Source organism: Streptomyces sp. NPDC101191 (genome assembly GCF_044767915.1).
Taxonomy (GTDB): Bacteria; Actinomycetota; Actinomycetes; order Streptomycetales; family Streptomycetaceae; genus Streptomyces.
Genome location: NZ_JBIWOU010000006.1, coordinates 394,624 through 417,387 on the forward strand (window position 1 = coordinate 394,624; position 22,764 = coordinate 417,387).

General features: G+C 73.6%; 19 protein-coding genes. 8 read left to right on the forward strand and 11 right to left on the reverse strand.

The annotated features are described in order from the left end of the window. Positions 1 to 49: 49 nt before the first annotated feature. Positions 50 to 1,078, forward strand: coding sequence for a prolipoprotein diacylglyceryl transferase (gene lgt, locus ACIRQF_RS24850; protein WP_404095099.1), 1,029 nt, complete (start codon positions 50 to 52; stop codon positions 1,076 to 1,078). Positions 1,079 to 1,147: 69 nt separating this feature from the next. Here the strand turns inward: lgt and ACIRQF_RS24855 are convergent, their stop codons facing one another. From ACIRQF_RS24855 to ACIRQF_RS24885, 7 genes are read right to left on the reverse strand one after another with little or no spacing between them, the layout of a single operon-like run. Next, positions 1,148 to 1,954 carry an HpcH/HpaI aldolase/citrate lyase family protein gene (locus ACIRQF_RS24855; RefSeq protein WP_376629474.1) on the reverse strand — a complete coding sequence of 269 codons (807 nt, stop codon included), beginning with the start codon at positions 1,952 to 1,954 and terminating at the stop codon, positions 1,148 to 1,150. After that, a complete protein-coding gene (locus ACIRQF_RS24860; RefSeq protein ID WP_404095102.1) occupies positions 1,951 to 3,168 on the reverse strand; it encodes a CaiB/BaiF CoA transferase family protein in 1,218 nt (405 codons plus the stop codon). The genes ACIRQF_RS24855 and ACIRQF_RS24860 overlap by 4 nt, the downstream gene beginning before the upstream one ends. Further along, complete coding sequence (gene rbsK / locus ACIRQF_RS24865) at positions 3,165 to 4,067, reverse strand: ribokinase (RefSeq protein WP_404095104.1); 903 nt, start codon at positions 4,065 to 4,067, stop codon at positions 3,165 to 3,167. Before rbsK ends, ACIRQF_RS24860 begins: the two co-directional genes overlap by 4 nt. Next, on the reverse strand, positions 4,064 to 5,467 hold the full coding sequence (locus ACIRQF_RS24870) for an ADP-ribosylglycohydrolase family protein (protein ID WP_404095106.1): 1,404 nt from the start codon (positions 5,465 to 5,467) through the stop codon (positions 4,064 to 4,066). The genes rbsK and ACIRQF_RS24870 overlap by 4 nt, the downstream gene beginning before the upstream one ends. Next, the gene (locus ACIRQF_RS24875) at positions 5,464 to 6,615 is read right to left on the reverse strand and encodes an ADP-ribosylglycohydrolase family protein (RefSeq protein WP_404095109.1); all 1,152 of its coding nucleotides are present in this window, start codon (positions 6,613 to 6,615) and stop codon (positions 5,464 to 5,466) included. Before ACIRQF_RS24875 ends, ACIRQF_RS24870 begins: the two co-directional genes overlap by 4 nt. Continuing rightward, entirely contained in the window at positions 6,596 to 7,966 is a 1,371-nt protein-coding gene (locus tag ACIRQF_RS24880) for an ADP-ribosylglycohydrolase family protein (RefSeq protein ID WP_404095111.1), read from the reverse strand. The genes ACIRQF_RS24875 and ACIRQF_RS24880 overlap by 20 nt, the downstream gene beginning before the upstream one ends. Continuing rightward, on the reverse strand, positions 7,963 to 9,033 hold the full coding sequence (locus ACIRQF_RS24885) for an ADP-ribosylglycohydrolase family protein (protein WP_376629486.1): 1,071 nt from the start codon (positions 9,031 to 9,033) through the stop codon (positions 7,963 to 7,965). Before ACIRQF_RS24885 ends, ACIRQF_RS24880 begins: the two co-directional genes overlap by 4 nt. A gap of 229 nt (positions 9,034 to 9,262) precedes the next feature. Here ACIRQF_RS24885 and ACIRQF_RS24890 point away from each other — a divergent pair, with 229 nt between their 5' ends. From ACIRQF_RS24890 to ACIRQF_RS24900, 3 genes are all read left to right on the forward strand, one after another. Beyond that, complete coding sequence (locus ACIRQF_RS24890) at positions 9,263 to 9,991, forward strand: VIT1/CCC1 transporter family protein (RefSeq protein ID WP_376629488.1); 729 nt, start codon at positions 9,263 to 9,265, stop codon at positions 9,989 to 9,991. 526 nt (positions 9,992 to 10,517) lie between these two features. Continuing rightward, complete coding sequence (gene gltB / locus ACIRQF_RS24895; protein WP_404095115.1) at positions 10,518 to 15,089, forward strand: glutamate synthase large subunit; 4,572 nt, start codon at positions 10,518 to 10,520, stop codon at positions 15,087 to 15,089. Beyond that, positions 15,082 to 16,542 carry a glutamate synthase subunit beta gene (locus ACIRQF_RS24900; protein ID WP_376629492.1) on the forward strand — a complete coding sequence of 487 codons (1,461 nt, stop codon included), beginning with the start codon at positions 15,082 to 15,084 and terminating at the stop codon, positions 16,540 to 16,542. The genes gltB and ACIRQF_RS24900 overlap by 8 nt, the downstream gene beginning before the upstream one ends. A 221-nt stretch (positions 16,543 to 16,763) precedes the next feature. On the opposite strand, the gene ACIRQF_RS24905 is transcribed toward ACIRQF_RS24900, so the two are convergent. From ACIRQF_RS24905 to ACIRQF_RS24915, 3 genes are read right to left on the reverse strand one after another with little or no spacing between them, the layout of a single operon-like run. Beyond that, complete coding sequence (locus ACIRQF_RS24905; protein WP_404095118.1) at positions 16,764 to 17,639, reverse strand: alpha/beta hydrolase; 876 nt, start codon at positions 17,637 to 17,639, stop codon at positions 16,764 to 16,766. After that, positions 17,636 to 18,361 carry a glucose 1-dehydrogenase gene (locus ACIRQF_RS24910; protein ID WP_404095120.1) on the reverse strand — a complete coding sequence of 242 codons (726 nt, stop codon included), beginning with the start codon at positions 18,359 to 18,361 and terminating at the stop codon, positions 17,636 to 17,638. The genes ACIRQF_RS24905 and ACIRQF_RS24910 overlap by 4 nt, the downstream gene beginning before the upstream one ends. Then, the gene (locus tag ACIRQF_RS24915) at positions 18,358 to 19,485 is read right to left on the reverse strand and encodes an LLM class flavin-dependent oxidoreductase (protein ID WP_404095123.1); all 1,128 of its coding nucleotides are present in this window, start codon (positions 19,483 to 19,485) and stop codon (positions 18,358 to 18,360) included. The genes ACIRQF_RS24910 and ACIRQF_RS24915 overlap by 4 nt, the downstream gene beginning before the upstream one ends. 122 nt (positions 19,486 to 19,607) lie before the next feature. Here ACIRQF_RS24915 and ACIRQF_RS24920 point away from each other — a divergent pair, with 122 nt between their 5' ends. The 4 genes from ACIRQF_RS24920 to ACIRQF_RS24935 all read left to right on the forward strand — a co-directional run bounded on the left by ACIRQF_RS24920 (position 19,608) and on the right by ACIRQF_RS24935 (position 22,256). Further along, entirely contained in the window at positions 19,608 to 20,234 is a 627-nt protein-coding gene (locus ACIRQF_RS24920) for a PadR family transcriptional regulator (protein ID WP_376629500.1), read from the forward strand. 266 nt (positions 20,235 to 20,500) lie between these two features. Further along, entirely contained in the window at positions 20,501 to 21,238 is a 738-nt protein-coding gene (locus tag ACIRQF_RS24925) for a VWA domain-containing protein (protein WP_404095126.1), read from the forward strand. A gap of 86 nt (positions 21,239 to 21,324) precedes the next feature. Further along, positions 21,325 to 21,699, forward strand: coding sequence for a VOC family protein (locus ACIRQF_RS24930; protein ID WP_376629504.1), 375 nt, complete (start codon positions 21,325 to 21,327; stop codon positions 21,697 to 21,699). Between the two features lie 41 nt (positions 21,700 to 21,740). Continuing rightward, positions 21,741 to 22,256 (forward strand): pyridoxamine 5'-phosphate oxidase family protein, encoded by a 516-nt coding sequence (locus ACIRQF_RS24935; RefSeq protein ID WP_404095128.1) that lies wholly within the window; start codon positions 21,741 to 21,743, stop codon positions 22,254 to 22,256. Here ACIRQF_RS24935 and ACIRQF_RS24940 read toward each other — a convergent pair. Then, on the reverse strand, positions 22,253 to 22,756 hold the full coding sequence (locus ACIRQF_RS24940; RefSeq protein WP_404095131.1) for a lytic transglycosylase domain-containing protein: 504 nt from the start codon (positions 22,754 to 22,756) through the stop codon (positions 22,253 to 22,255). The two genes, ACIRQF_RS24935 and ACIRQF_RS24940, sit on opposite strands and share 4 nt — an antisense overlap. Positions 22,757 to 22,764 lie beyond the last annotated feature (8 nt).

Sequence of the window (22,764 nt, forward strand, 5' to 3'; positions counted from 1 at the left end):
CGGGCCGGGCGCCGCACGGCCCGCCCGGCAGGGTAGCGTCGGACCTGCCATGGACCTTGCCTACATTCCCAGCCCGTCGACCGGCGTGATCCACCTCGGACCGATCCCGCTGCGCGGCTATGCCTTCTGCATCATCATCGGTGTCTTCGTCGCCGTCTGGCTCGGCAACAAGCGCTGGATCGCCCGGGGCGGCACCGCCGGCACCGTGGCCGACATCGCCGTCTGGGCGGTGCCCTTCGGCCTCGTCGGCGGCCGGCTCTACCACGTGATCACCGACTACCAGCTGTACTTCAGCGAGGGTGAGAACTGGGTCGACGCCTTCAAGATCTGGGAGGGCGGCCTCGGTATCTGGGGCGCCATCGCGCTCGGTGCCGTCGGCGCCTGGATCGGCTGCCGCCGCCGCGGCATCCCGCTCCCGGCGTACGCGGACGCCATCGCGCCCGGGATCGTCCTCGCCCAGGCCGTCGGCCGCTGGGGCAACTGGTTCAACCAGGAGCTCTACGGCAAGCCGACCGACCTGCCGTGGGCGCTGAAGATCACCGCGGGCGCCAACCGCGAGGCCGGCCTCTACCACCCGACCTTCCTCTACGAGTCGCTCTGGTGCGTCGGCGTCGCGCTCCTCGTCATCTGGGCCGACCGCCGCTTCACGCTGGGCCACGGCCGCGCCTTCGCGCTGTACGTCGCCGCCTACTGCGCCGGCCGCGGCTGGATCGAGTACATGCGCGTCGACGAGGCGCACCACGTGCTGGGCCTGCGTCTGAACGTGTGGACCGCGATCGTCGTCGGCCTGCTGGCCGTCGTCTACATGGTGATCTCGGCGAAGGTGCGCCCGGGCCGCGAGGAGATCGTGGAGCCGAAGAAGGACGCCGACGAGAAGGCCGCGAAGAGCGCCGACGAGGCCGAGGGCACGTCCACCGACACGCCCGAGGGCGGCGCCGACGAGGCCGCGGACGAGGACGCGGCGGTCTCCGCCGCCCCGGGTCGGAAGACGGACACCGACGGGGACGCCCCGGCGGACGACGCCCCCGACTCCGCGAAGGACGCCGCCGACAACGGCGCCGGCACGGGCGGCCGCTGACCCCGAACGACGAGCGGCGGAGGGCCGCCGGGACCACGGGTCCCGGCGGCCCTCCGCCGTTTCCGCGTGTCAGGCCCGGCGCGCGGCGAGGGCGAGGACGCGGCGGGCGCCGGTCACGACGGCCGCGTCCACGAAGCGTCCGTCGGGCAGGGCGAGCGCCCCCGTCCGGGCCTCCGCCGCCTTCACGACCTCCTCCGCCGCGGCGATCTCGTCGGCGGTGGGGAGATAGGCCCGCTCGATCACCGGGAGCTGTCGGGGATGGACGGCGGCCCGGCCGAGGAAGCCCATCGCCCGGCCCCGGGCGCAGCCGGCGGCGAGGGCGTCGAGGTCGCGGACGTCCGCGTGGACCGACTGGACCGGTGGCGGCAGGGCGGCGGCGCGGGCGGCGACCACGATCCGGCTGCGCGGCCAGTCCAGGCCGCTGTCCTCCCGTACCCCCAGGTCGGCGGCGAGGTCCGCCTCGCCGAGGGCGATGCCGTGGACCGAGGGGTGGGCGGTGGCGATGGCGTACGCGTGCTCCACGGCGAGCGCGGTCTCCAGCAGCGGGTAGAGCGGGAGGCCCCGCGCGAGCTCGACGATCCGGCCGATGTCAGTGGGGTGTGTCACCTTGGGGACACGGAGAGCGACGAGACCGGGGAGGGATGCCAGGCGTGGGATGTCGCTGGGTGCGTGGATGCGGACGTGGACCGGTACGGGCTGGGGGTCGGAGAGCAGTTCGGCGGTGGCGGCCAGGGCGTAGGACCGGCGGTCCGGGGCCACCGCGTCCTCCAGGTCGACGATGACGACGTCGGCGCCGGAGACGAGTGCCTTCCGGACGACGGCGGGGCGGTCGCCCGGGGCGTACAGCCAGGTGAGGGGAGCGGCGGAAGTGTTCATACGGCTCCTTCGGCGCGGAGGGCGGCGATCTCGGCACCCGTGAGGCCGAGTTCGGCGAGGAGATCGGCGGTGTCCGCGCCGTGCGGGCGGCCGGCCCAGCGGATCGCGCCGGGTGTCTCGGAGAGCCGGAAGAGGACGTTCTGCATCCGGAGGGGGCCGAGTTCGGGGTCGGGGACCTCGGTGACGGTGCCGAGGGCCTGGAACTGTGGGTCGTCGAGGACGTCGCGGACGTCGTAAACCGGGGCGATCGCGGCCTCCGCCTTCTCGAACGCGGCCATGGCCTCGTCGCGGGTGTGGCGGGCGATCCAGGAGCCCACCGCCTGGTCGAGGACGTCCGCGTGCGCGGCCCGGCCGGTGCCGTCGGCGAACCACGGTTCGTCGACGAGCTCGGGCCGGCCGACCAGCCGCAGCACCCGCTCGGCGATCGACTGGGCGGAGGTGGAGACGGCGACCCAGGAGCCGTCGGAGGTCCGGTAGGTGTTGCGCGGGGCGTTGTTGCGGGAGCGGTTGCCGGTGCGGGGCTGGACGTAGCCGAGCTGGTCGTACCAGAGGGGATGGGGTCCGATGACGGCGAGCATCGGTTCGATGATGGCCATGTCGACGACCTGGCCGCGGCCGGTGGTGGTCCTCGCGGTGAGCGCGGTCATCACGGCGTACGCGGTGGCGAGGGCGGCGACCGAGTCGGCGAGGCCGAAGGGCGGGAGGGTCGGGGGGCCGTCCGGTTCGCCGGTGATGGCGGCGAAGCCGCTCATCGCCTCGGCGAGGGTGCCGAAGCCGGGGCGGTGGGCGTACGGGCCGAACTGCCCGAAGCCGGTGACCCGGGCGAGCACCAGGCGCGGGTTGACCGTCGACAGCTCCTCCCAGCCGAGCCCCCAGCGCTCCAGGGTGCCCGGCCGGAAGTTCTCCACGATCACGTCGGCCTCGGCGGCGAGTCGCAGCAGCGTGGCGCGTCCGCCGCGCGTGGACAGGTCCAGCGTCATCGTGCGCTTGTTGCGCCCGAGGACCTTCCACCACAGTCCGACCCCGTCCTTGGCCGGGCCGTGGCCGCGGGAGGGGTCGGGCTTGCGGGGATGCTCGATCTTGACGACGTCGGCGCCGAAGTCGCCGAGCAGGGTCGCGGCGAGCGGACCGGCGAAGAGGGTGGCGAGGTCCAGGACGCGGAGTCCGCGCAGCGGAGCGCCGGCGGGGGCGGTGGGGGAGACGGTGGCGGTCATGCGAGGGCCGCCTCGATCGCGACGCGGTACGGCATCGAGGTCGACGCGCCCTCGTGCTGGACGGAGAGCGCCGCGGCCGCCGAGGCCCACGACAGGGCCTCCGGCATGGGCCTGCCCTCGGTGAGGGCGACGGTCAGGACGCCGGCGAAGGTGTCGCCGGCGGCGGTGGTGTCGACGGCGTGGACGCGCGGAGCCGGCACGGTGAGCGGTTCGGCGCTGTCGCGCGCGACGTACAGACAGCCGGCGGCGCCGAGGGTGACGACCACCTGGGGCACGACGTCAAGGAGGGCCCGGGCGGCCTCGTGCGGGTCGGTGAGACCGGTGAGGGCGGTGGCCTCGTGTTCGTTGGGCACCAACAGGTCGGTGGCGTCGAGGAGTTCCGGGGGGAGGGAGCGTGCGGGGGCCGGGGTGAGGACGGTGCGCACGCCGCGCTCGCGGGCGGCGCCGGCCCCCTCCACGACCACGGAGAGGGGGAGTTCGAGCTGGAGGAGCAGGGCGTCGGCGGTGTCGATCAGGGCCTCGTCGCCGTGGGTGAGGGAGGTGACGGTGCCGTTGGCGCCGGGGACCACGACGATCGCGTTGCCGCCCTCGTCGTCGACGACGATGTGCGCGGTGCCGGAGGGGCCCTCGACGGTGCGCAGCAGATCGGTGTCGACGCCGCTGTGGTCGAGCGCCCCGCGCAGCCGCAGGCCGAACTCGTCGGCGCCGACCGCGCCGATCATCGACACCTCGGCGCCGGCGCGCGCAGCGGCGACGGCCTGGTTGGCGCCCTTGCCGCCGGGCACGGTGCGGAACTCCCGTCCGGTGACGGTCTCGCCGCGGGCGGGGGCCTTGGCCACGTAGGCCACGAGATCCATGTTCGTGCTGCCGAGCACGACGATGCTGGTCGGGCTGGTCATGGGCGTACTGCCTCCGTGTGCGTCAGGGCGGCCAGGGTGTCGAAGCCGATGCCGTCGAAGGACGCCACCGAGGTCGCGAGCCGGTTCTTGAGGGGGGAGGTCCACCGGTTGGGCAGCCGGTCGGGGTGCCCGGCCAGCAGGCCGGCGACCGATCCGGCCGTGGCGCCGTTGGAGTCGGTGTCCCAGCCGCCGGACACGGCCGCGCAGACGGACCGGGTGAAGTCGCCGTCGGCGTGGGTGAGCGCGGCGGCGAGGAGGGCGGCGTTGGGGACGGCATGGACCCAGTGATACCCGCCGAGCTCGGCGTGGAGCCGGTCCACGACGACGTCGAAGTCCCGGTGCTCCCGTGCCGCGGCGATGCCGAGGCGCACGGCCGCGGCCAGTCGTGACCGGGGCGGCACGACGGAGAGTCCGGCCGCCAGCGCCTGGTGGACGTCGGTCCCGCCGCCCGCCGCGGCGGCGAGGGCGGCGGCGACGAACATGGCGCCGTGGACCCCGTTGCCGGTGTGCGTGAGCACCGCGTCCCGATGGGCCTGCCGGGCGGCGCCGGCCGGGTCCCCCGGGTGGGTCCAGCCGTGCACGTCGGCGCGGATCTGGGCGCCGATCCACTCGCGGAAGGGGTTGCGGCGGACGGCGGTGAGCGGGGGTTCGACCCCGTCGAGCAGATTGCGGTAGGCGATTCGCTCGGCGGTGAACGTGCGCCCGGCGGGCAGCTCGTCGAGCCACAGCCGGGCGACGTCGGCGGTGCTGAACGCGCGGCCGTGGCGGCGCAGGAGCAGCAGGGCGAGGAGGGGGTAGTTGAGGTCGTCGTCCTCGGGCATCCCGTCGATGTTCTCGGCGAGGGAGGTGGCGGCGGAGCGCCGGTTCCAGGGATACGCGGCGAGCAGTGGCGCGGGTACGCCGCGGGCCGTGAACCAGTCGTCCAGCGGCCAGTTGCCGGTGACGCGTGCCAGCGCGCGGATGCCGTCCAGCGGCAGCTTCTCGACGGGCTTGCCGAGCAGACACCCGACGGCCCGCCCGAGCCAGGCGGCGTGCAGCCGGTCGAGCAGGTCGCCGTCCCGCACCGCCTCGCCCTCGCGGGGCCGAGGGGCGGGGGAGGCCGGCCAGTCGGGGCAGGCGGCGGTGATCGCGTCCAGGCGCGTCGGTTCGTGGGCGGCCAGCGGGGAGGGGAGTTCGGACAGGGCGTCGAGGAGCTGCTCGGCCAGGGGGCGCAGCGCGGGGAGGGCCGCGGGCGAGGCTCCCGCGGTGGCCGGGGCCGGGGGGCCGCCGGCGGCGTGCCACCGGGCGGCGAGGGGTGCGGCGTCGCGGCCGTCCTCCGCGGCCTGGCGGAGTTCGTGGCCCACCAGGTCCTCGGGCTGGACCCAGGTGAGGCGCAGGAGACCGGTGGCGGCGGGGCTCATCGGGGGTGGTCCGTCAGGGTCGCGTACGCCGCCTCGTGGGCGCGCCGGCGGGTCGTGTCACGGCTGAAGATCTCGTGGGCCACCGCGGTCAGGGCGGCCGCCGGGGCGTGGAGGTCCAGACGGCTGGCCTCCGAGACCCGCTTCGCCCACTCGGCGGGAACGGCCGGCTCGCCGTGGAGGGCGCCCGACAGCGCGCCCGCCATCGTCGCGATCGAGTCGCAGTCGCGGCCGTAGTTGACCGCGCCCAGGACCGTGCGGCGGTAGTCGCCCTCGCCGACGAGGAGCATGCCGAGGGCGATGGGCAGTTCCTCGATCGCGTGCAGGCGGGAGGGGCGGCGGGCGTCCAGGGACGGGGCGCGGTAGTCCGGGCCCACCGAGTCGAAGGGCGCGACCGCCGCGCGCAGCGGCGCGAGCGCGGTCTCGAAGTCGCGGTGGTTCTCCGCGACTTCGGCGACCGCCTCGATCGCGGCCCGGGTGCCGTCCTTGGCCAGGGCGAGGGCCGTCTCGGTGACCGAACGCGGCGTCGCGCCGGGCGCGCAGGCCGCCGCCACGGCCGCCGCGAAGACGCCCGCCGCCTCGCGGCCGTACGAGGACTGGTGGGCGCCCGCGACGTCGAGGGCCTCCGCGTAGGCGGCCGCCGGGTTGCCCGCGTTGACCAGACCGACCGGGGCCATGTACATCGCCGCACCGCAGTTGACGATGTTCCCGGTGCCGGCCTCGCGCGGGTCGGCGTGCCCGTAGTGGAGGCGCGTGACGATCCACTTCTCCGCGAGGAAGACGCGCTGGAGCGGCAGCGCCTCCGCCTCCAGCTCCGGGATCCAGACCCTCCGGCCCATGAGTTCGGGGACGAGGTACTCGGCGACCGCGTACGCGTCGAGGTGGTCGCGGACCTGCTCGTACACCCGGATCAGGGCGTGGGTCATCAAGGTGTCGTCGGTGACGTGCCCGTCGCCCTTGTGGTACGGGGCGATCGGGCGCGCCGTGCGCCAGGCGTCGCCGTTCCACGGGCCGACGATGCCGGTGACGCGGCCGCCGTGGCGTTCCAGGATCTGCTCGGGGGTGTAGCCCTCGACGGGGCCGCCGAGGGCGTCGCCCACGGCCGCCCCGACGAGACTGCCGGTGATGCGGTCATCCAGTTGGGGTGTCATGTCGGAATTGTCCACCCGGGGTGGCCAGTTCCGTGGCTGCGAGCAGTTCGGCGAGTTCGACGAGGTCCGTGCCGGCGAGGCGGGGCAGCGCGCAGCCCGCGAGCGTCCGGCACGCCTCGCGCCAGGTCGTCGGGACCGAACCCCCGCCGCCCAGCGCGCCGGTGAGCGCGCCCGCCAGGGCCGGGGCGGAGTCCGCGACCCGGGACAGGCAGGCCGCGGCCGGTACCGCCGCGGCCACCTGGCCCTGGGACGCGAGCGTCAGGGCGAGGGCGACCGGGACGGTCTCGGCGGCGGCGATGCCGTAGCTGTAGACGTGGTCCACGATCTGGTGCTCCAGGAGGGGGACCAGTTCGAAGGAGGAGCCCACGGCGCGGGCCAGTCCGACGGCGTGCCGGGCGTTCCGGCCGATCTCCGTCGCGGGCGGGAGCTGCGCGAGCGCCGCCTCCACGGCCTCGGCCGGTGTGGCGCCGCCCAGGGCCGCGGCGATCGCCGCCGACACCGCGCGGGCGCCGTGGACGCCGTCGCCGTCCTGCGTGTACCGCGCGTCGAACTCGGCGAGCTCGGCCGCGGCAGCCGGATCGCCGGGGTGGACGAGGGCGAGGACGGCGGCGCGGACGCACGCGGCGTCGTCGAAGTAGTGGGGGTTGTCGTGACCGGTGGCGGGCGGGCGCAGACCGGTGGCGAGGTTGCCGAGCCCGGCCCGTACGGAGATCCGGGCGCGGAGGGGCAGGACCGCGGACTCCACCTCGGGGGCGCGGTCGGCGGCGGCGGCGATCTGGCCGGCCAGGGAGTTCCAGGCGAGGTCGACGGAGGCGCGGAGGCGGCGCTCGGGTGCGAGGGTGCCAAAGAGCGGGCCGGCCGAGGCGAGGAGGGCCTCGGCGGTGAACACCGCCCACTCCGCGTCGTCGGAGGGGCCGAGGCGGAGCGGCTCGGGCGGCTGGTTGAGGGCGATGGGGACGGGGAGGGTGGTCGTCGCGTTCTGCTCGGCGAAGGTGTCGAGTTCGCGGGTGAGCCGGCGGGTCCACTCCGGCATGCGGGCGGCGCGGTGCCTGGCCGCGGGCCAGCCCGCGGCGTCGCCCGCGGCGAGGCCGAGCAGGAGTCCTTCGATCGCGTCGCGGGAGGTGCGGGGGGTGTGCCGCTCTCCCGCGGAGCGCGCTGTCTTGCCGGCGCGGGTCGTGGTACCCAGCACCGGTGCGCGGCGGGGGGCGGGGCGGCCCGCGGCCGGGGCGTCGGCACCGCTCCCACCGTCCGGGAGCGCGCCGTCACCCCCGGCGGGCGCTGTCTCGGGGCTGGTGCCGACGTATCCCGTGTCCCTCGTCGAGTCCAGCGTCGTCGTGATGTCCGCGCTCATGGCGTCTCCTCCTCCGGGGTCAGCAGGTCGGCGATGTCCAGGACGTGGTAGCCGCGCATCGAGGGGAGGCAGCTGCCGGCGACCGGGGGGATGGCGGAGGCCCAGGGCTCGGGGATCGCGGTGGCGCCGCCGAGAGCGCCGGCCAGGGCGCCGGCGACCGCCGCCGTCGTGTCGGCGTCGCGGCCCATGTTGACGGCGGTCAGGACCGAGGTGCGGAAGTCGCCGCGGGCCGCGGCGAAGGCGCCGAAGGCCAGGCCGACGGCCTCGGGGGCGAGGTCCGTCCACGGGTAGCCGCCGATGACGACCGCCGAGCGGACCGCGCGTTCGCGTTCCAGGGGGTCGGGCCGGAGCCGTTGCGCGGCGACCACCGCGCGCCGCAGCGAGCGGGCGGTCCAGGAGTCCATCGGGATCACCGACAGGGCCGCCGCGATGACGGACGTGACCGTGGCGCCGGTCATCGCCGCCGCCACGCCCGCGGCCACCGCCTGGCCGCCGTAGATGCCCTCGCCCTCGTGGCTGACGGTGCCGTCGATGGCGACCAGCCGCGCCGCCTCGGCGGGGCGGCCGGCCGCGAAGACGCCGAACGGGGCGGCCCGCATCGCGAGGCCGTCGCTCCAGGCGTGCCGGTGCTGCGCCGAGATGGGGGCCGCCAGCCCCCGGCGGAGGTTCTCCAGGGTGCCGCGTTCGGAGAAGCCGGCGCCCCGGAACGGGCCCTCGTCGAGGTCGGCGATCCAGTGGTGCCAGGCCCGTTCGACGTGGGCCACGGTGAGGGCCGAGCCGTGCCGGGCCAGCAGCAGACCGGAGAAGATCGCGTACTCGGTGTCGTCCGTGCCCGCCGGACGGTCCGTCACGAAGCCCTCGATCCTGCCCCATCGGGCGCGGATCTCCGAGGGCCGCAGGTTCTCGGCGGGTGCGCCCAGCGCGTCACCCACCGCCAGGCCCAGGAGGGCGCCCCTCGCGCGGTCCCTCACCTTCCCCGCATCGCGCGGATGCCCTCCGTCCGGTGCCCCCGCCGGATCCTCTGCCTCCCCTGCCGCCCGTACCGCGACTCGCTTCGTACCGGCCATCTCTTCTCCCCTTTCGCGCTCTGCAGATGCCTGCCACGCGACCGGGCCCGACCCCTCACCGAAACGTTTCTGTCACCCGGGTGACAGCAGGTCAGAGAGGCTTGCCTCAGTAAAGCGAGCCTTACTAAGTACGGCCTGCCTTGCTGGCGCGCCCCTTACATCGGGCGTATTTTCGATGCTGTCGAGGGGTGCGGGCGTGCCGAACCCGCAAGAAAGACAGGGGAGAAGCATGTCCATCATCGAAGCCGTCGCACCGCTCCACGAGGCCCACCGCGACAACCACACGCACCGCGACGTCAACGGCGGCTGGCTGCGCCCCGCCGTCTTCGGCGCGATGGACGGACTCGTCTCCAACCTCGCCCTCATGACCGGTGTGGCCGGCGGTGCGGTCTCCTCGCAGACCGTCGTCATCACGGGCCTCGCCGGGCTCGCGGCCGGAGCCTTCTCGATGGCCGCCGGCGAGTACACCTCCGTCGCCTCCCAGCGCGAGCTGGTCCAGGCCGAACTGGACGTCGAGCGCGTCCAGTTGCGCAAGCACCCGGTGGACGAGATGGAGGAGCTCGCCGCGCTCTACGTCTCCCGCGGCGTCGAGCCCGCGCTCGCCCGCGAGGTCGCCATGCAGCTGTCCCGCGACCCCGAGCAGGCCCTGGAGATCCACGCCCGCGAGGAGCTGGGCATCGACCCCGAGGACCTGCCGTCGCCCATGGTCGCCGCGGTGTCGTCCTTCGGCTCCTTCGCACTCGGCGCCCTGCTGCCCCTGCTGCCGTACCTGCTCGGTGCGACCGCGCTGTGGCCCGCCGTGCTGCTCGCGCTGTTCGGGCTCTTCGGGTGCGGCGCGCTCGTGGCCCGGGTGACCGCCCGCAGCTGGTGGTTCAGCGGACTGCGCCAGCTCGTCCTCGGCGGTGCCGCCGCGGCCGTCACGTACGGGCTCGGCATGCTCCTCGGGGCCACGCTGTAGCCGGTCCCCGCGCGGTGTGCCCACACGCCCGCGCGGGCCCTCGGTGCGGCCGCCCGGCCGCGTCCGCGCCCTCGCGTTCCCCGCAAGGCCCCTGGTCATCGCGACCGGGGGCCTTCGTGCGCCATAGGGGTCACCGACGGCCGTGTCTCTGTGACGTATATCCCTGGGCGGATCCGTCGGCCCGGTGAGACACTATGCGGAGCGCCACATATCTAGCCGGTTACCTGCCGGTTTCGAATCCTCGGCCACCGGGCATGAGGCACAAGCGCCGCGGGCAATGAGGCCCGCTCCTGCGACGGGTCACCGGTGACCACCGGAATCCTCGATCCGTCCCCATGGGAACGCCGTGGTTCCCGTGCCCCACAGCTGAACCACCCGCCACCGCCCGTATCGGCGGTGTCCGCATGCTGGAATGAGCTATCCACTTCGCGAGAAGCCAGCCATCATGTAACCTGCACGAAATTTCGCGGAGGGCCAACGTCGTCCCTCGGCTGTTGCATATGCCACGACGACGACGGGAGAGCCGATGCGTTCCGACGCCTGGTCGCCCATGGACGGTCGCCCCGCCCCCCAGGGGCTGTACGACCCCCGTAACGAACACGACGCCTGTGGTGTCGGGTTCGTGGCCACCCTCACCGGTGTAGCCAGCCATGCGCTGGTCGAGCAGGCGCTGACCGTACTGCGCAACCTCGAGCACCGCGGCGCCACCGGCTCCGAGCCCGACTCCGGTGACGGTGCCGGAATCCTGCTCCAGGTCCCCGACGCCTTCCTTCGTGAGGTCACGGACTTCGAGCTTCCCGCGGCCGGCTCCTACGCCGTCGGCATCGCCTTCCTTCCCGCAGACGGCTCCGCACAGGCCGTCTCGCAGATCGAGGCGATCGCCGCCGAAGAGGGCCTGGACGTGCTCGGCTGGCGCGAGGTCCCCGTCGCCCCCGAGCTGCTCGGTGCCTCCGCCCGCTCCACCATGCCGGTCTTCCGCCAGCTCTTCGTCGCCGACGGCGAGAACAGCGGCCTCGCGCTGGACCGCAAGGCCTTCGTCCTGCGCAAGCGCGCCGAGCGTGAGGCCGGGACCTACTTCCCGTCGCTCTCCGCCCGCACCATCGTCTACAAGGGCATGCTGACCACCGGCCAGCTGGAGCCCTTCTTCCCGGACCTGTCGGACCGCCGCTGTGCCACCGCCGTGGCCCTGGTCCACTCCCGGTTCTCGACCAACACCTTCCCGAGCTGGCCGCTCGCCCACCCGTACCGCTTCGTCGCGCACAACGGCGAGATCAACACGGTCAAGGGCAACCGCAACTGGATGACCGCCCGCGAGGCCCAGCTGGCCGGCGACGTCTTCGGCCAGAGCCAGGACGGCCGCGGCATCGAGCGGCTCTTCCCGATCTGCACCCCGGACGCCTCCGACTCCGCCTCCTTCGACGAGGTCCTGGAGCTGCTCCACCTCGGCGGGCGTTCGCTGCCGCACGCGGTCCTGATGATGGTCCCCGAGGCGTGGGAGAACCACGCGTCCATGGACCCGGCCCGCCGCGCCTTCTACCAGTACCACTCCACCCTGATGGAGCCCTGGGACGGACCCGCCTGCGTCACCTTCACCGACGGCGTCCAGGTCGGCGCGGTCCTCGACCGCAACGGTCTGCGCCCCGGCCGCTACTGGGTCACCGACGAGGGCCTCGTCGTGCTCTCCTCCGAGGTCGGCGTCCTCGACATCGACCCGGCCAAGGTCGTCCGCAAGGGACGCCTGCAGCCCGGCAAGATGTTCCTCGTCGACACGGCCGAGCACCGCATCATCGAGGACGACGAGATCAAGGCCGCCCTCGCCGCCGAGCAGCCGTACGCGGAGTGGCTCGAGACCGGCGAGATCGAGCTCTCCGACCTCCCCGAGCGCGAGCACATCGTGCACACCCACGCCTCGGTCACCCGCCGCCAGCAGACCTTCGGCTACACCGAGGAAGAACTCCGCGTCATCCTCGCGCCGATGGCCCGCACCGGCGCCGAGCCGATCGGCTCCATGGGCACGGACTCGCCGATCGCGGCCCTGTCCGAGCGCCCCCGGCTGCTCTTCGACTACTTCACCCAGCTGTTCGCGCAGGTCACCAACCCGCCGCTGGACGCCATCCGCGAGGAGCTCGTGACCTCGCTGCTCTCCTCGCTCGGCCCCGGCAGCAACCTGCTCGACCCGACCTCCGCGTCGTGTCGCAGCGTCACGCTGCCCTTCCCGGTGATCGACAACGACGAGCTGGCCAAGCTCATCCACATCAACGCCGACGGCGACATGCCCGGCATGAAGGCCGTGACCCTGTCCGGCCTGTACCGGGTCTCCGGCGCCGGCGACGCGCTCGCCGCCCGCATCGAGGAGATCTGCGCCGAGGCCGACGCGGCGATCGAGGGCGGCGCCCGTCTGATCGTCCTGTCCGACCGGCACTCCGACGCCGAGCACGCACCGATCCCGTCGCTGCTGCTCACCGCGGCCGTCCACCACCACCTCATCCGCACCAAGCAGCGCACCAAGGTGGGTCTGCTCGTCGAGGCCGGTGACGTCCGCGAGGTCCACCACGTCGCCCTGCTCATCGGCTACGGCGCCGCCGCGGTCAACCCGTACCTGGCCATGGAGTCCGTCGAGGACCTCGTCCGGGCCGGCACCTTCATCACGGACGTCGAGCCCGAGACGGCCATCCGCAACCTGATCTACGCCCTCGGCAAGGGCGTCCTCAAGGTCATGTCGAAGATGGGCATCTCGACCGTCGCCTCCTACCGCGGCGCCCAGGTCTTCGAGGCCGTCGGCCTCGACACCGCCTTCGTCGAGAAGTACTTCAACGGCACCGCCACCAAGATCGGCGGCGCCGGCCTCGACGTCGTCGCCAAGGAGGTCGCCGCCCGTCACGCCAAGGCGTACCCCGCAACCGGCATCCCCTCGGCGCACCGCGCCCTGGACATCGGCGGCGAGTACCAGTGGCGCCGCGAGGGCGAGCCGCACCTCTTCGACCCGGAGACCGTCTTCCGCCTGCAGCACGCCACGCGCTCCAAGCGGTACGACATCTTCAAGAAGTACACGGAGCGGGTGAACGAGCAGTCCGAGCGCCTCATGACGCTCCGCGGCCTGTTCGGCTTCACCTCCGACCGCGCCCCGGTCCCGCTCGACGAGGTCGAGCCGGTCTCCGAGATCGTCAAGCGCTTCTCCACCGGCGCCATGTCGTACGGCTCCATCTCGCGCGAGGCCCACGAGACCCTCGCGATCGCCATGAACCAGCTGGGCGGCAAGTCCAACACCGGTGAGGGCGGCGAGGACCCGGACCGCCTCTACGACCCGGCGCGCCGCTCCGCGATCAAGCAGGTCGCCTCCGGCCGCTTCGGCGTCACGAGCGAGTACCTGGTCAACGCGGACGACATCCAGATCAAGATGGCCCAGGGCGCCAAGCCCGGCGAGGGCGGCCAGCTGCCCGGCCACAAGGTCTACCCGTGGGTCGCCAAGACGCGTCACTCGACGCCGGGCGTGGGCCTGATCTCCCCGCCGCCGCACCACGACATCTACTCCATCGAGGACCTGGCCCAGCTGATCCACGACCTCAAGAACGCCAACCCGGCCGCCCGCATCCACGTGAAGCTGGTCTCCGAGGTCGGCGTCGGCACGGTCGCGGCCGGTGTGTCCAAGGCCCACGCGGACGTCGTGCTCATCTCCGGCCACGACGGCGGTACGGGCGCCAGCCCGCTCACCTCGCTGAAGCACGCGGGCGGCCCCTGGGAGCTCGGTCTCGCCGAGACCCAGCAGACCCTGCTGCTCAACGGCCTGCGCGACCGCATCGTGGTGCAGACCGACGGCCAGCTCAAGACCGGCCGTGACGTCGTCATCGCCGCGCTGCTCGGCGCCGAGGAGTTCGGCTTCGCGACCGCGCCGCTCGTCGTCTCCGGCTGCGTCATGATGCGCGTCTGCCACCTGGACACCTGCCCGGTCGGCATCGCCACCCAGAACCCGGTGCTCCGCGACCGCTTCTCCGGCAAGGCCGAGTACATCGTCAACTTCTTCCGGTTCATCGCCGAAGAGGTCCGCGAGCTCCTCGCCGAGCTGGGCTTCCGCTCGATCGAGGAGGCCGTCGGCCACGCCGAGTTCCTCGACACCAGCCGCGCCGTCTCGCACTGGAAGGCCCAGGGCCTCGACCTGGCGCCGCTGTTCCACGTGCCGGCGCTGCCCGACGGCGCGGTCCGCCACGCCCTCATCGAGCAGGACCACGGACTGGAGAAGGCCCTCGACAACGAGCTGATCCAGCTCGCCGCCGAGGCCCTCGGCGCCGACTCCGCCGAGACCGCCCAGCCGGTCCGCGCCCAGGTCGGCATCCGCAACATCAACCGGACCGTCGGCACCATGCTCGGCCACCACGTGACGAAGAAGTTCGGTGGCGCGGGTCTGCCCGCCGACACCATCGACATCACGTTCACCGGTTCCGCGGGCCAGTCCTTCGGCGCCTTCCTGCCGGCCGGTGTCACCCTCCGCCTGGAGGGCGACGCCAACGACTACGTCGGCAAGGGCCTCTCCGGCGGCCGCGTGATCGTCCGCCCGGACCGCGGCGCCGACCACCTGGCCGAGTACTCCACCATCGCGGGCAACACGATCGGCTACGGCGCCACCGGCGGCGAGCTGTTCCTGCGCGGCCGCACCGGCGAGCGCTTCTGCGTCCGCAACTCCGGCGCCCTGGTCGTCTCCGAGGGCGTGGGCGACCACGGCTGCGAGTACATGACCGGCGGCTCGGCGGTCGTCCTCGGCGAGACGGGCCGCAACTTCGCGGCCGGCATGTCCGGCGGCGTGGCCTACGTGATCGACCTCGACCGGGACAACGTCAACCCCGGCAACCTGGAGGCGGTCGAGGCCCTGTCGGACACCGACAAGGCGTGGCTGCACGACGTCGTGCGCCGCCACCACGAGGAGACCGGCTCGACGGTCGCCGAGAAGCTGCTCGCCGACTGGGACGCCGCCGCGGCCCGGTTCAGCAAGATCATCCCCACCACGTACAAGGCAGTGCTCGCCGCCAAGGACGCCGCTGAGCTCGCCGGTCTCTCCGAGGCCGAGACCACCGAGAAGATGATGGAGGCGGCGACCCATGGCTGACCCGAAGGGCTTCCTGACCACCGGGCGTGAGGTCGCCAAGACCCGGCCCGTGGGCGAGCGCGTGAAGGACTGGAACGAGGTCTACGTTCCCGGCTCCCTGCTGCCGATCATCAGCAAGCAGGCCGGCCGCTGCATGGACTGCGGCATCCCGTTCTGCCACAACGGCTGTCCGCTGGGGAACCTCATCCCCGAGTGGAACGACTACGCCTACCGCGAGGACTGGTCGGCCGCGTCCGAGCGCCTCCACGCCACGAACAACTTCCCGGAGTTCACCGGCCGCCTGTGCCCGGCTCCGTGCGAGGCGGCGTGCGTGCTGGGCATCAACCAGCCGGCCGTGACCATCAAGAACGTCGAGGTCTCGATCATCGACAAGGCGTGGGACACCAACGACGTCCGGCCGCAGGCGCCCGAGCGCCTGTCCGGCAAGACCGTCGCGGTGATCGGCTCGGGCCCCGCGGGACTCGCCGCCGCCCAGCAGCTGACCCGGGCCGGCCACACCGTGGTCGTGTACGAGCGGGCCGACCGCATCGGCGGTCTGCTGCGCTACGGCATCCCCGAGTTCAAGATGGAGAAGCGGCACATCAACCGCCGCATCGAGCAGATGCGCGCGGAGGGCACCAAGTTCCGCACCGGCATCGAGATCGGCCGGGACCTCACCTCGACGGACCTGCGCAAGCGGTTCGACGCGGTCGTCGTCGCCGCCGGTGCCACCACCGCCCGCGACCTGCCCGTCCCGGGCCGGGAGCTCAAGGGCGTCTACCAGGCGATGGAGTACCTGCCGCTCGCCAACAAGGTCGTCGAGGGCGACTTCGTGGCCTCGCCGATCACCGCCGAGGGCAAGCACGTCGTGGTCATCGGCGGCGGCGACACCGGCGCGGACTGCGTCGGCACCGCGCACCGCCAGGGCGCGGCCTCCGTCACGCAGCTGGAGATCATGCCCCGCCCGGGCGAGGACCGGAACGGCAACCAGCCGTGGCCGACCTTCCCGATGCTCTACAAGGTCACCTCGGCGCACGAGGAGGGCGGCGAGCGGGTCTACTCCGTCTCCACCACCCACTTCGAGGGCGACGAGGAGGGTAACGTCCAGTTCCTGCACCTGGCCGAGGTCGAGTTCGTCGACGGCAAGCTGACCCAGAAGCCGGGCACCGAGCGCAAGATCCCCGCCCAGCTGGTCACCCTCGCCATGGGCTTCACCGGCACGGACGTGGAGAACGGCCTGGTCGCCCAGTTCGGTCTGGCCCTGGACGAGCGGGGTAACATCGCGCGTGACGCGGACTTCGCCACCAACGTCGATGGCGTCTTCGTCGCCGGTGACGCCGGTCGCGGTCAGTCCCTGATCGTGTGGGCCATCGCGGAGGGCCGCTCGGCCGCCCGCGGCGTGGACCGCTACCTCACGGGCGCCAGCTCCCTGCCCGCCCCGATCCGCCCGACGGACCGTGCCCTGACGGTCTGATCCGCCGGATCACCCCTGGATGTCCCGTACAACGACGTACGGAACTGAGCGCGGCGCTCGCCCCACTGTCCCCGACCTGGACGACTGGGCGAGCGCCGACGCGCGTCGTGCGGACGGCGCGGGGGCCCGCTGCGCCCGAGGGGGCCCGACCCGCCGCGTACGGTCGCGGCACGCGCCCGGTGCGGGGCGGGGCGGGGGCCGGTGATTCCCGGCGGTGCGGCCTACTCCGCCAGGGCCCTCAGCCAGGCCGCCGCGCCCTCCAGCGCTCCGTCCGCCTCCGGGAGCAGGCCGAGGCCGCCCAGGAAGCCGTGGAACACGCCCGTGTGGAGCTGGACGTGGGCCCGGACGCCGGAGGCCGAGAGGCGGCGGGCGTAGGCGAGGGCCTCGTCGCGGAGGGGGTCGCAGTCGGCGAGGACGACCAGGGCCGGCGGGAGGCCGGAGACGTCGTCCGCCAGACCGGGGGAGGCCGCGACCGGGTCGCCGCCGGGGCCCAGGTACTGCTCCCAGTACCAGCGCATATGGGCGGTGGTGTGGAAGAAGCCCTCCGCGTACGCCTCCGCCGAGACGCCGTCCAGCCGGTGGTCGAGCACCGGGTAGAGGAGCAGCTGCCCGGCCAGGGGCGGGCCGCCGTGGTCGCGGGCGCGCAGGGCCGTCGCGGCGGCGAGGCAGCCGCCGGCCGAGTCGCCGGCCAGGACCAGCGGGCGGCCGGGGTACCGCTCCGCCGCCCACTCCAGGGCCGCGTACACGTCGTCCTCGGCGGCCGGGAAGCGGTGCTCGGGGGCGCGGCGGTAGTCGACGGAGACGACCGTCGCGCCGGTGCGGGCGGCCAGCCCGCGGCACAGCCGGTCATGGGTGTCGAGGTCGCACAGGACCCAGCCGCCGCCGTGCGCGAAGACGACGACCGGGTCGGCCCGCCCCGGGTACACGCGGACCGGGACGCCGTTCGCCGCGGTGTCCACGGCGCCCGGCGGAAGCTCGCCCAGCCACTCCCGGGCCGCGGCCCGCAGCGCCGCGGCGCCGTCCTCGGGGCGCGGGAAGCCGGCCGCCATCGCGTCGCACAGCGCGCGGGCCGCCGGGGTCAGGGGATCCGACGTCATGCGGTGAGCCCTCCGTCCACGGTGAACTCGGCGCCGGTCACGTACGAGGAGGCGTCCGAGAGGAGGAACGCGATCAGCTCGCCGACCTCCTGAGGCCGGCCCATCCGGCCGAGCGGCACGTGCGACCAGTCCTTGTCCGCGACCGCCGCCGTCATCGGGGTGTCGACGGCGCCCGGATGGACCGAGTTGACGCGGATGCCGTACGGGGCGAGGTCCCGGGCCGCCGAGCGGCTGAGCCCGCGCAGCCCGAACTTGCCCGCTCCGTACGCCGCGTGACCGCGGATGCCGACGAGTCCGGCCGTCGACGACACGTTCACGATCGAGCCCCCGCCGGCCGCGCGCAGCGCCGGCAGGACCGCCCGCATGCCGAGGAAGGGGCCCAGCAGGTTGACCCTGAGGAGGAGCTCGAAGTTCTCGTACGTCTCCGACTCCACCGGCGCGGTCCGCCAGAGGGCCGCGTTGTTGACCAGTCCGTCCAGCCGGCCGTACGTACGCACGGCCGTCTCGGCGACCGCCCCCCAGTCCTCCGGGGACGTCACGTCGTGGCGCACGAACACGCCCGCCGCCGGGCCGAGTTCGGCCGCCACCGCCCGTCCCTCCTCCTCCCGTACGTCGGTGAGGACGACCCGCGCGCCGGCCGCCGCGAGGAGTCGCGCCTCCGCGGCCCCCTGCCCGCGGGCCGCGCCCGTCACGATCACGGTCCTGCCGTCCAGCCCGCTCACGCGGCGGTCTCCGGCGCGCGGAAGTGCGGGATGACCTTCTCGCCCCACTGGCGGATGGTCTCCAGGCAGACCTCCTGCGGCACCGTGCCCATCTGGATCAGGCACATCACCTCGTCGACGCCGATCTCCCGCAGCCGCTCGACATAGCCGATGGCGGTCTCCGCGTCCCCGTAGGCGTGGTCGGTGTTGTACGTGCCGGTGTCGACCGGCCGGGCCGGGATGTTCGCCTCGTGCAGCCGGGCCACCAGCTCCTCGCGTTCGCGGGCGAGCGCGCCGGTGTGGTCCTCGTCCTCGGCGTAGCCGGTGGGCGCCGGCGCGTCGCCGTACCAGTGCGCGATCGACTCGGCGAAGAAGCGCTGGCCGCGGGTGCCGAGCCGCATGGCGCGGGCCGCGTCGTCCAGGACGACCGTCGGGCAGAGGGCCGAGAAGTGGTCGTTGGTCTCGGTGGAGACGAGCCGTGAGCCGTCCCGTACGGCGATGGCCTCGTCGTACACCTCGCGCATCGCGCGCACGTCGTCGGCGCCCGCGAAGCCCATCACCAGGGCCCCGATGCCGAGTTCGGCGGCGAGCCTGAGGGTGTCGTGCTTCGAGCAGGCCATGAAGAGCGGCGGGTGCGGGTCCTGCACGGGGCGGGGGAGGACCGCGCCGGGGCCGATGTCGAGCGAGCCGTGCCACTCGAACTCCGGCTCCCGCCAGGCCGCGGAGAAGATCCGCAGCGCCTCCTCCGTCTGCGGACAGGTGTCCTCGGGCCGCACCCCGAACATCCGCATCTCCTGCTTGGTCGCGCCGCGTCCGGCGCCGATGTCGACCCGGCCGCCGGACAGCACGTCGAGCATGGCGGCGCGTTCCGCGACCCGGACCGGGTGCTGGTAGCCGAAGGGCATGGTGACGACGCCGTGGCCGATGCGGATGCTCTTCGTGCGGGCGGCGACCCAGGTCAGGAAGATCTCGGAGGCGCTCATGTGGGCGTACTGGGTGAGGGAGTGGTGCTCGACCGCCCAGATCCGGTCGAAGCCCATCTCCTCGGCGAACACGGCCTGTTCGACGCAGTCGTGGATGACCTGGCGTTCGCGTTCGGGGGTGGGGTCGACCAGCTGGGCCTCGAAGATCATCGAGAACTTCACGCTGAGCTCCTTCGCTCCGGGGCCGCCCCGGAGGTTCTCCGGAAACCCCGGCCGCTATTTCGAATAGGAATACTTCTAGCAGGCATAGGTGGGGTCGGGAAGGGGGTCGTAGACTTCGCCCCGTGGCAGACGACAGGACAGGCGAACGCGCGGAACCGCCCGGTCTCCCGGCGACCGGCTGGGCGGTGCTCGGGCTGCTCTCCTTCGGGCGGGAGCTGTCCGGCTACGACCTGAAGAAGTGGTCGGACCGGTCGCTGCGGTTCTTCTACTGGAGCCCGTCGTTCAGCCAGATCTACAGCGAACTCAGGCGCCTGGAGAAGGCCGGCTACGCGACCTCGCGCCTGGTCGCGCCCGAGGTCGGCACCCGGGACAAGCGGGTCTACCGCATCACCGACGAGGGCATGGCCGCCGTGCGGACCTGGGCCCGCACCGCGCCCCTCGACCCGCCCGTCCTCAAGCACGGGCCGATGCTGCGGCTCTGGCTCGGCCATCTCCTCGAACCCGAGCAGATGCGGGAGATCCTGGCCGGTCACCGGGAGCACGCCGAGGGCATGCGGCTGCGCGCAGGGGCGGACATCGAGGGCGCCCGGGCGGACGAGGCCTGGGCCTACCCCTCGCTCACCCTCAAGTGGGCCGAGCGGTACTACGCCTCCGAGCGCGACCTGGCCGACGCGATGCTGGCCGACATCGAGGAGCTGGAGGCCGGGCGGCGCCGTGACGCCGAGGCCCCCGACGACAAGCGGCCGTAGCCGCGACGGAGGGAGAGCAGCGGGCCGGCCCCGGGCCGTATCGCGGTCAGGGCGCGCCGACCCGGCCGAGCGCGACGGCGTGATCACCGCCGTCCACGACGTCACGGCCACGCCCAAGGTCTCCGATCCGCCGGGCCGGTGCCCGCCGCGGCACGACCCGGCCCAGCCGCTCGCGCCACGGCGCGGCCGCTGGGGGCGCCGTCCGTGTGCCGGAGCCGTATCGCCGCCGGAGTCGGCCTTCCCGTACCCTCGGCAGCCGGTACGCGATGAGGGAGGGGGCGCCCGTGGCCCTGAGTCTGCGCAAGGTCGAGGAGTCCGCGCCCGGGCTGGTCGACCTCTACAAGACGGCCGGGGATTCGCTCCGGCGGCGCGGGATCGACGGGCAGCGCGTCGCCGTGTACCTCGTCGTCGACTACTCGGGCTCGATGAAGCCGTACTACGCGAACGGCACCGTCCAGGCCCTGGCCGACCGGGTGCTCGGGCTCTCGGCGCAGCTCGACGACGACGGCAGGGTGCCGGTCGTCTTCTTCTCCACGGACGTGGACGCCGAGACCGACATCGTGCTCGGCGCGCACGAGGGGCGGATCGACCGGATCGTCGCCGGGCTCGGGCACATGGGCAAGACCAGCTACCACCTGGCCATGGACGCGGTCATCGACCACTACCTCGACAGCGGGACGAACGCGCCCGCCCTGGTGGTCTTCCAGACCGACGGCGGGCCGGTCAACAAGCTCGCGGCCGAGCGCTACGTCTGCAAGGCGGCCCGGCTGCCGATCTTCTGGCAGTTCGTCGGCTTCGGCGACCCGGGCAGCCGGCAGTTCGAGTTCCTGCGCCGGCTGGACGAGCTGGCGGTACCGGCGAAGCGGCCGGTCGACAACTGCGGCTTCTTCCACGCCGGGCAGGACCCGCGGCGGGTCGGGGACGCGGAGCTGTACGACCGGCTCGTGGCCGACTTCCCCGCCTGGCTCGCCGCGGCCCGGGCCCAGGGCATCGTCCGCGGCTGACCCGCTCGGACCGCACCTTCCGGGCCGTCGACCGCTCGCCGGGAAAGGGATGGTCAGGGGCGTTCGCGGCGGGCGATAGTGACGGCATGACTTCTCTTGTGCGCCACATCACGATCGACTGTTCCGACGCCTACGCCCTGGCCGGCTTCTGGGCCCAGGTCCTGGACTCCAAGGTCTCCGACGACGACCGGCCCGGCGACCCCGAGGCCCTGGTCGAGTCGGCGGGCGCGGGCCTGCTCTTCATCCAGGTCCCGGAGAAGAAGTCGGTGAAGAACCGCGTCCACCTCGACCTGCAGCCGCAGGACCGCACGCGCGACGAGGAGGTCGAGCGGGTGCTCGCGCTCGGTGCCTCCCTCGTCGACGACCGGCGCCGGCCGGACGGCACGGGCTGGGTGGTGCTCGCCGATCCGGAGGGCAACGAGTTCTGCGTCGAGCGCAGCACGGCCGAGCGCACGGAGTAATCCGGACGGAGGTTGTCGGGTATCCGGTGTCTCCTGGAACCATGGGAGACACCGGAACCACCGCCTGGGCCGCCTTCGAGGCCGCCGAACCCGAGCTCGCCGGCACCGTGCGCGAGCGCTTCGGGCAGTACACCCACCACGCCCTCGCCACCCTGCGCAAGGACGGCTCACCGCGGCTCAGCGGCATCGAGGCGGACTTCCGGGCCGGCGAGCTGTGGCTCGGCATGATGCCGAACTCGCTGAAGGCCCGCGACGTCCGCCGCGACCCCCGCTTCTCGCTGCTCGCCAACCCCGGCGAGGGCACCTCCATGGGAGGCGGCGACGTCCGGGTCTCGGGCCGGGCCGTCGAGGTCACCGACCCGGGGACGGTCTCCTGGTACGCGAAGGAGGCCGGCGCGCCGCAGCCCTTCCACCTCTTCCGGGTCGAGCTGACCGAGGTCGTGCGGACCACGGTGGAGGGCGAGGAGGTCGTCTTCCGGGTCTGGGCCCCGGGCCGGCCGGTGCGCACGATCCGGCGCGGCAACGACGAGAGCCCGCCCCGCGAGGACCGCGGCTAACCGACCAGGCGCCGGTAGTCCGCGGTCGCCGATGCGACGAAATCCCGTGTCTCCCTGAACGGCGGGACCCCGTGGTACCTCTTGACCGCCCCGACGCCCGCGTTCCACGCCGCGAGCTGGTGGTCGAGCCGGGAGCCCACCTGCCGCTTGATGGACGCGAGGCTCTTGGCCGCCGACGTGGTCTGCGTCGCCGGGGTGCGCAGGTCCGCGCCCGAGGCAGGAAGCATCTGGAAGAGTCCGCGAGCCCCGACCCGGCTGACCGCCGAGGGGTCGCAGCCGGACTCCTTCTTCGCGAGGACGGCGAGCAGCGGGGCCGGGACACCGTAGGCGGAAGCGGCCGCGTTGAACTGGGGCACGTACCGGCGGCATTCCGGCGAGAGGCGGGTCGTCCACGAGGCCGCCGAGGCGGTCCCGGACTGCGTCGCGCCGACGGCGGCGAGGGCCAGCGCGACGGCCGCCGTCCGGGCGGCGCGGCGCGTACCGAGGGAGGAGTGGGGCACGAAGAGCC

Coding starts and splice junctions, on each gene's coding strand:
- lgt (WP_404095099.1), top strand. CDS start 50: ATGGACCTTGCCTACATTCCCAGCCCGTCGACCGGCGTGATCCACCTC.
- ACIRQF_RS24855 (WP_376629474.1), bottom strand. CDS start 1,954: ATGAACACTTCCGCCGCTCCCCTCACCTGGCTGTACGCCCCGGGCGAC.
- ACIRQF_RS24860 (WP_404095102.1), bottom strand. CDS start 3,168: ATGACCGCCACCGTCTCCCCCACCGCCCCCGCCGGCGCTCCGCTGCGC.
- rbsK (WP_404095104.1), bottom strand. CDS start 4,067: ATGACCAGCCCGACCAGCATCGTCGTGCTCGGCAGCACGAACATGGAT.
- ACIRQF_RS24870 (WP_404095106.1), bottom strand. CDS start 5,467: ATGAGCCCCGCCGCCACCGGTCTCCTGCGCCTCACCTGGGTCCAGCCC.
- ACIRQF_RS24875 (WP_404095109.1), bottom strand. CDS start 6,615: ATGACACCCCAACTGGATGACCGCATCACCGGCAGTCTCGTCGGGGCG.
- ACIRQF_RS24880 (WP_404095111.1), bottom strand. CDS start 7,966: ATGAGCGCGGACATCACGACGACGCTGGACTCGACGAGGGACACGGGA.
- ACIRQF_RS24885 (WP_376629486.1), bottom strand. CDS start 9,033: ATGGCCGGTACGAAGCGAGTCGCGGTACGGGCGGCAGGGGAGGCAGAG.
- ACIRQF_RS24890 (WP_376629488.1), top strand. CDS start 9,263: ATGTCCATCATCGAAGCCGTCGCACCGCTCCACGAGGCCCACCGCGAC.
- gltB (WP_404095115.1), top strand. CDS start 10,518: ATGCGTTCCGACGCCTGGTCGCCCATGGACGGTCGCCCCGCCCCCCAG.
- ACIRQF_RS24900 (WP_376629492.1), top strand. CDS start 15,082: ATGGCTGACCCGAAGGGCTTCCTGACCACCGGGCGTGAGGTCGCCAAG.
- ACIRQF_RS24905 (WP_404095118.1), bottom strand. CDS start 17,639: ATGACGTCGGATCCCCTGACCCCGGCGGCCCGCGCGCTGTGCGACGCG.
- ACIRQF_RS24925 (WP_404095126.1), top strand. CDS start 20,501: ATGAGGGAGGGGGCGCCCGTGGCCCTGAGTCTGCGCAAGGTCGAGGAG.
- ACIRQF_RS24930 (WP_376629504.1), top strand. CDS start 21,325: ATGACTTCTCTTGTGCGCCACATCACGATCGACTGTTCCGACGCCTAC.
- ACIRQF_RS24935 (WP_404095128.1), top strand. CDS start 21,741: ATGGGAGACACCGGAACCACCGCCTGGGCCGCCTTCGAGGCCGCCGAA.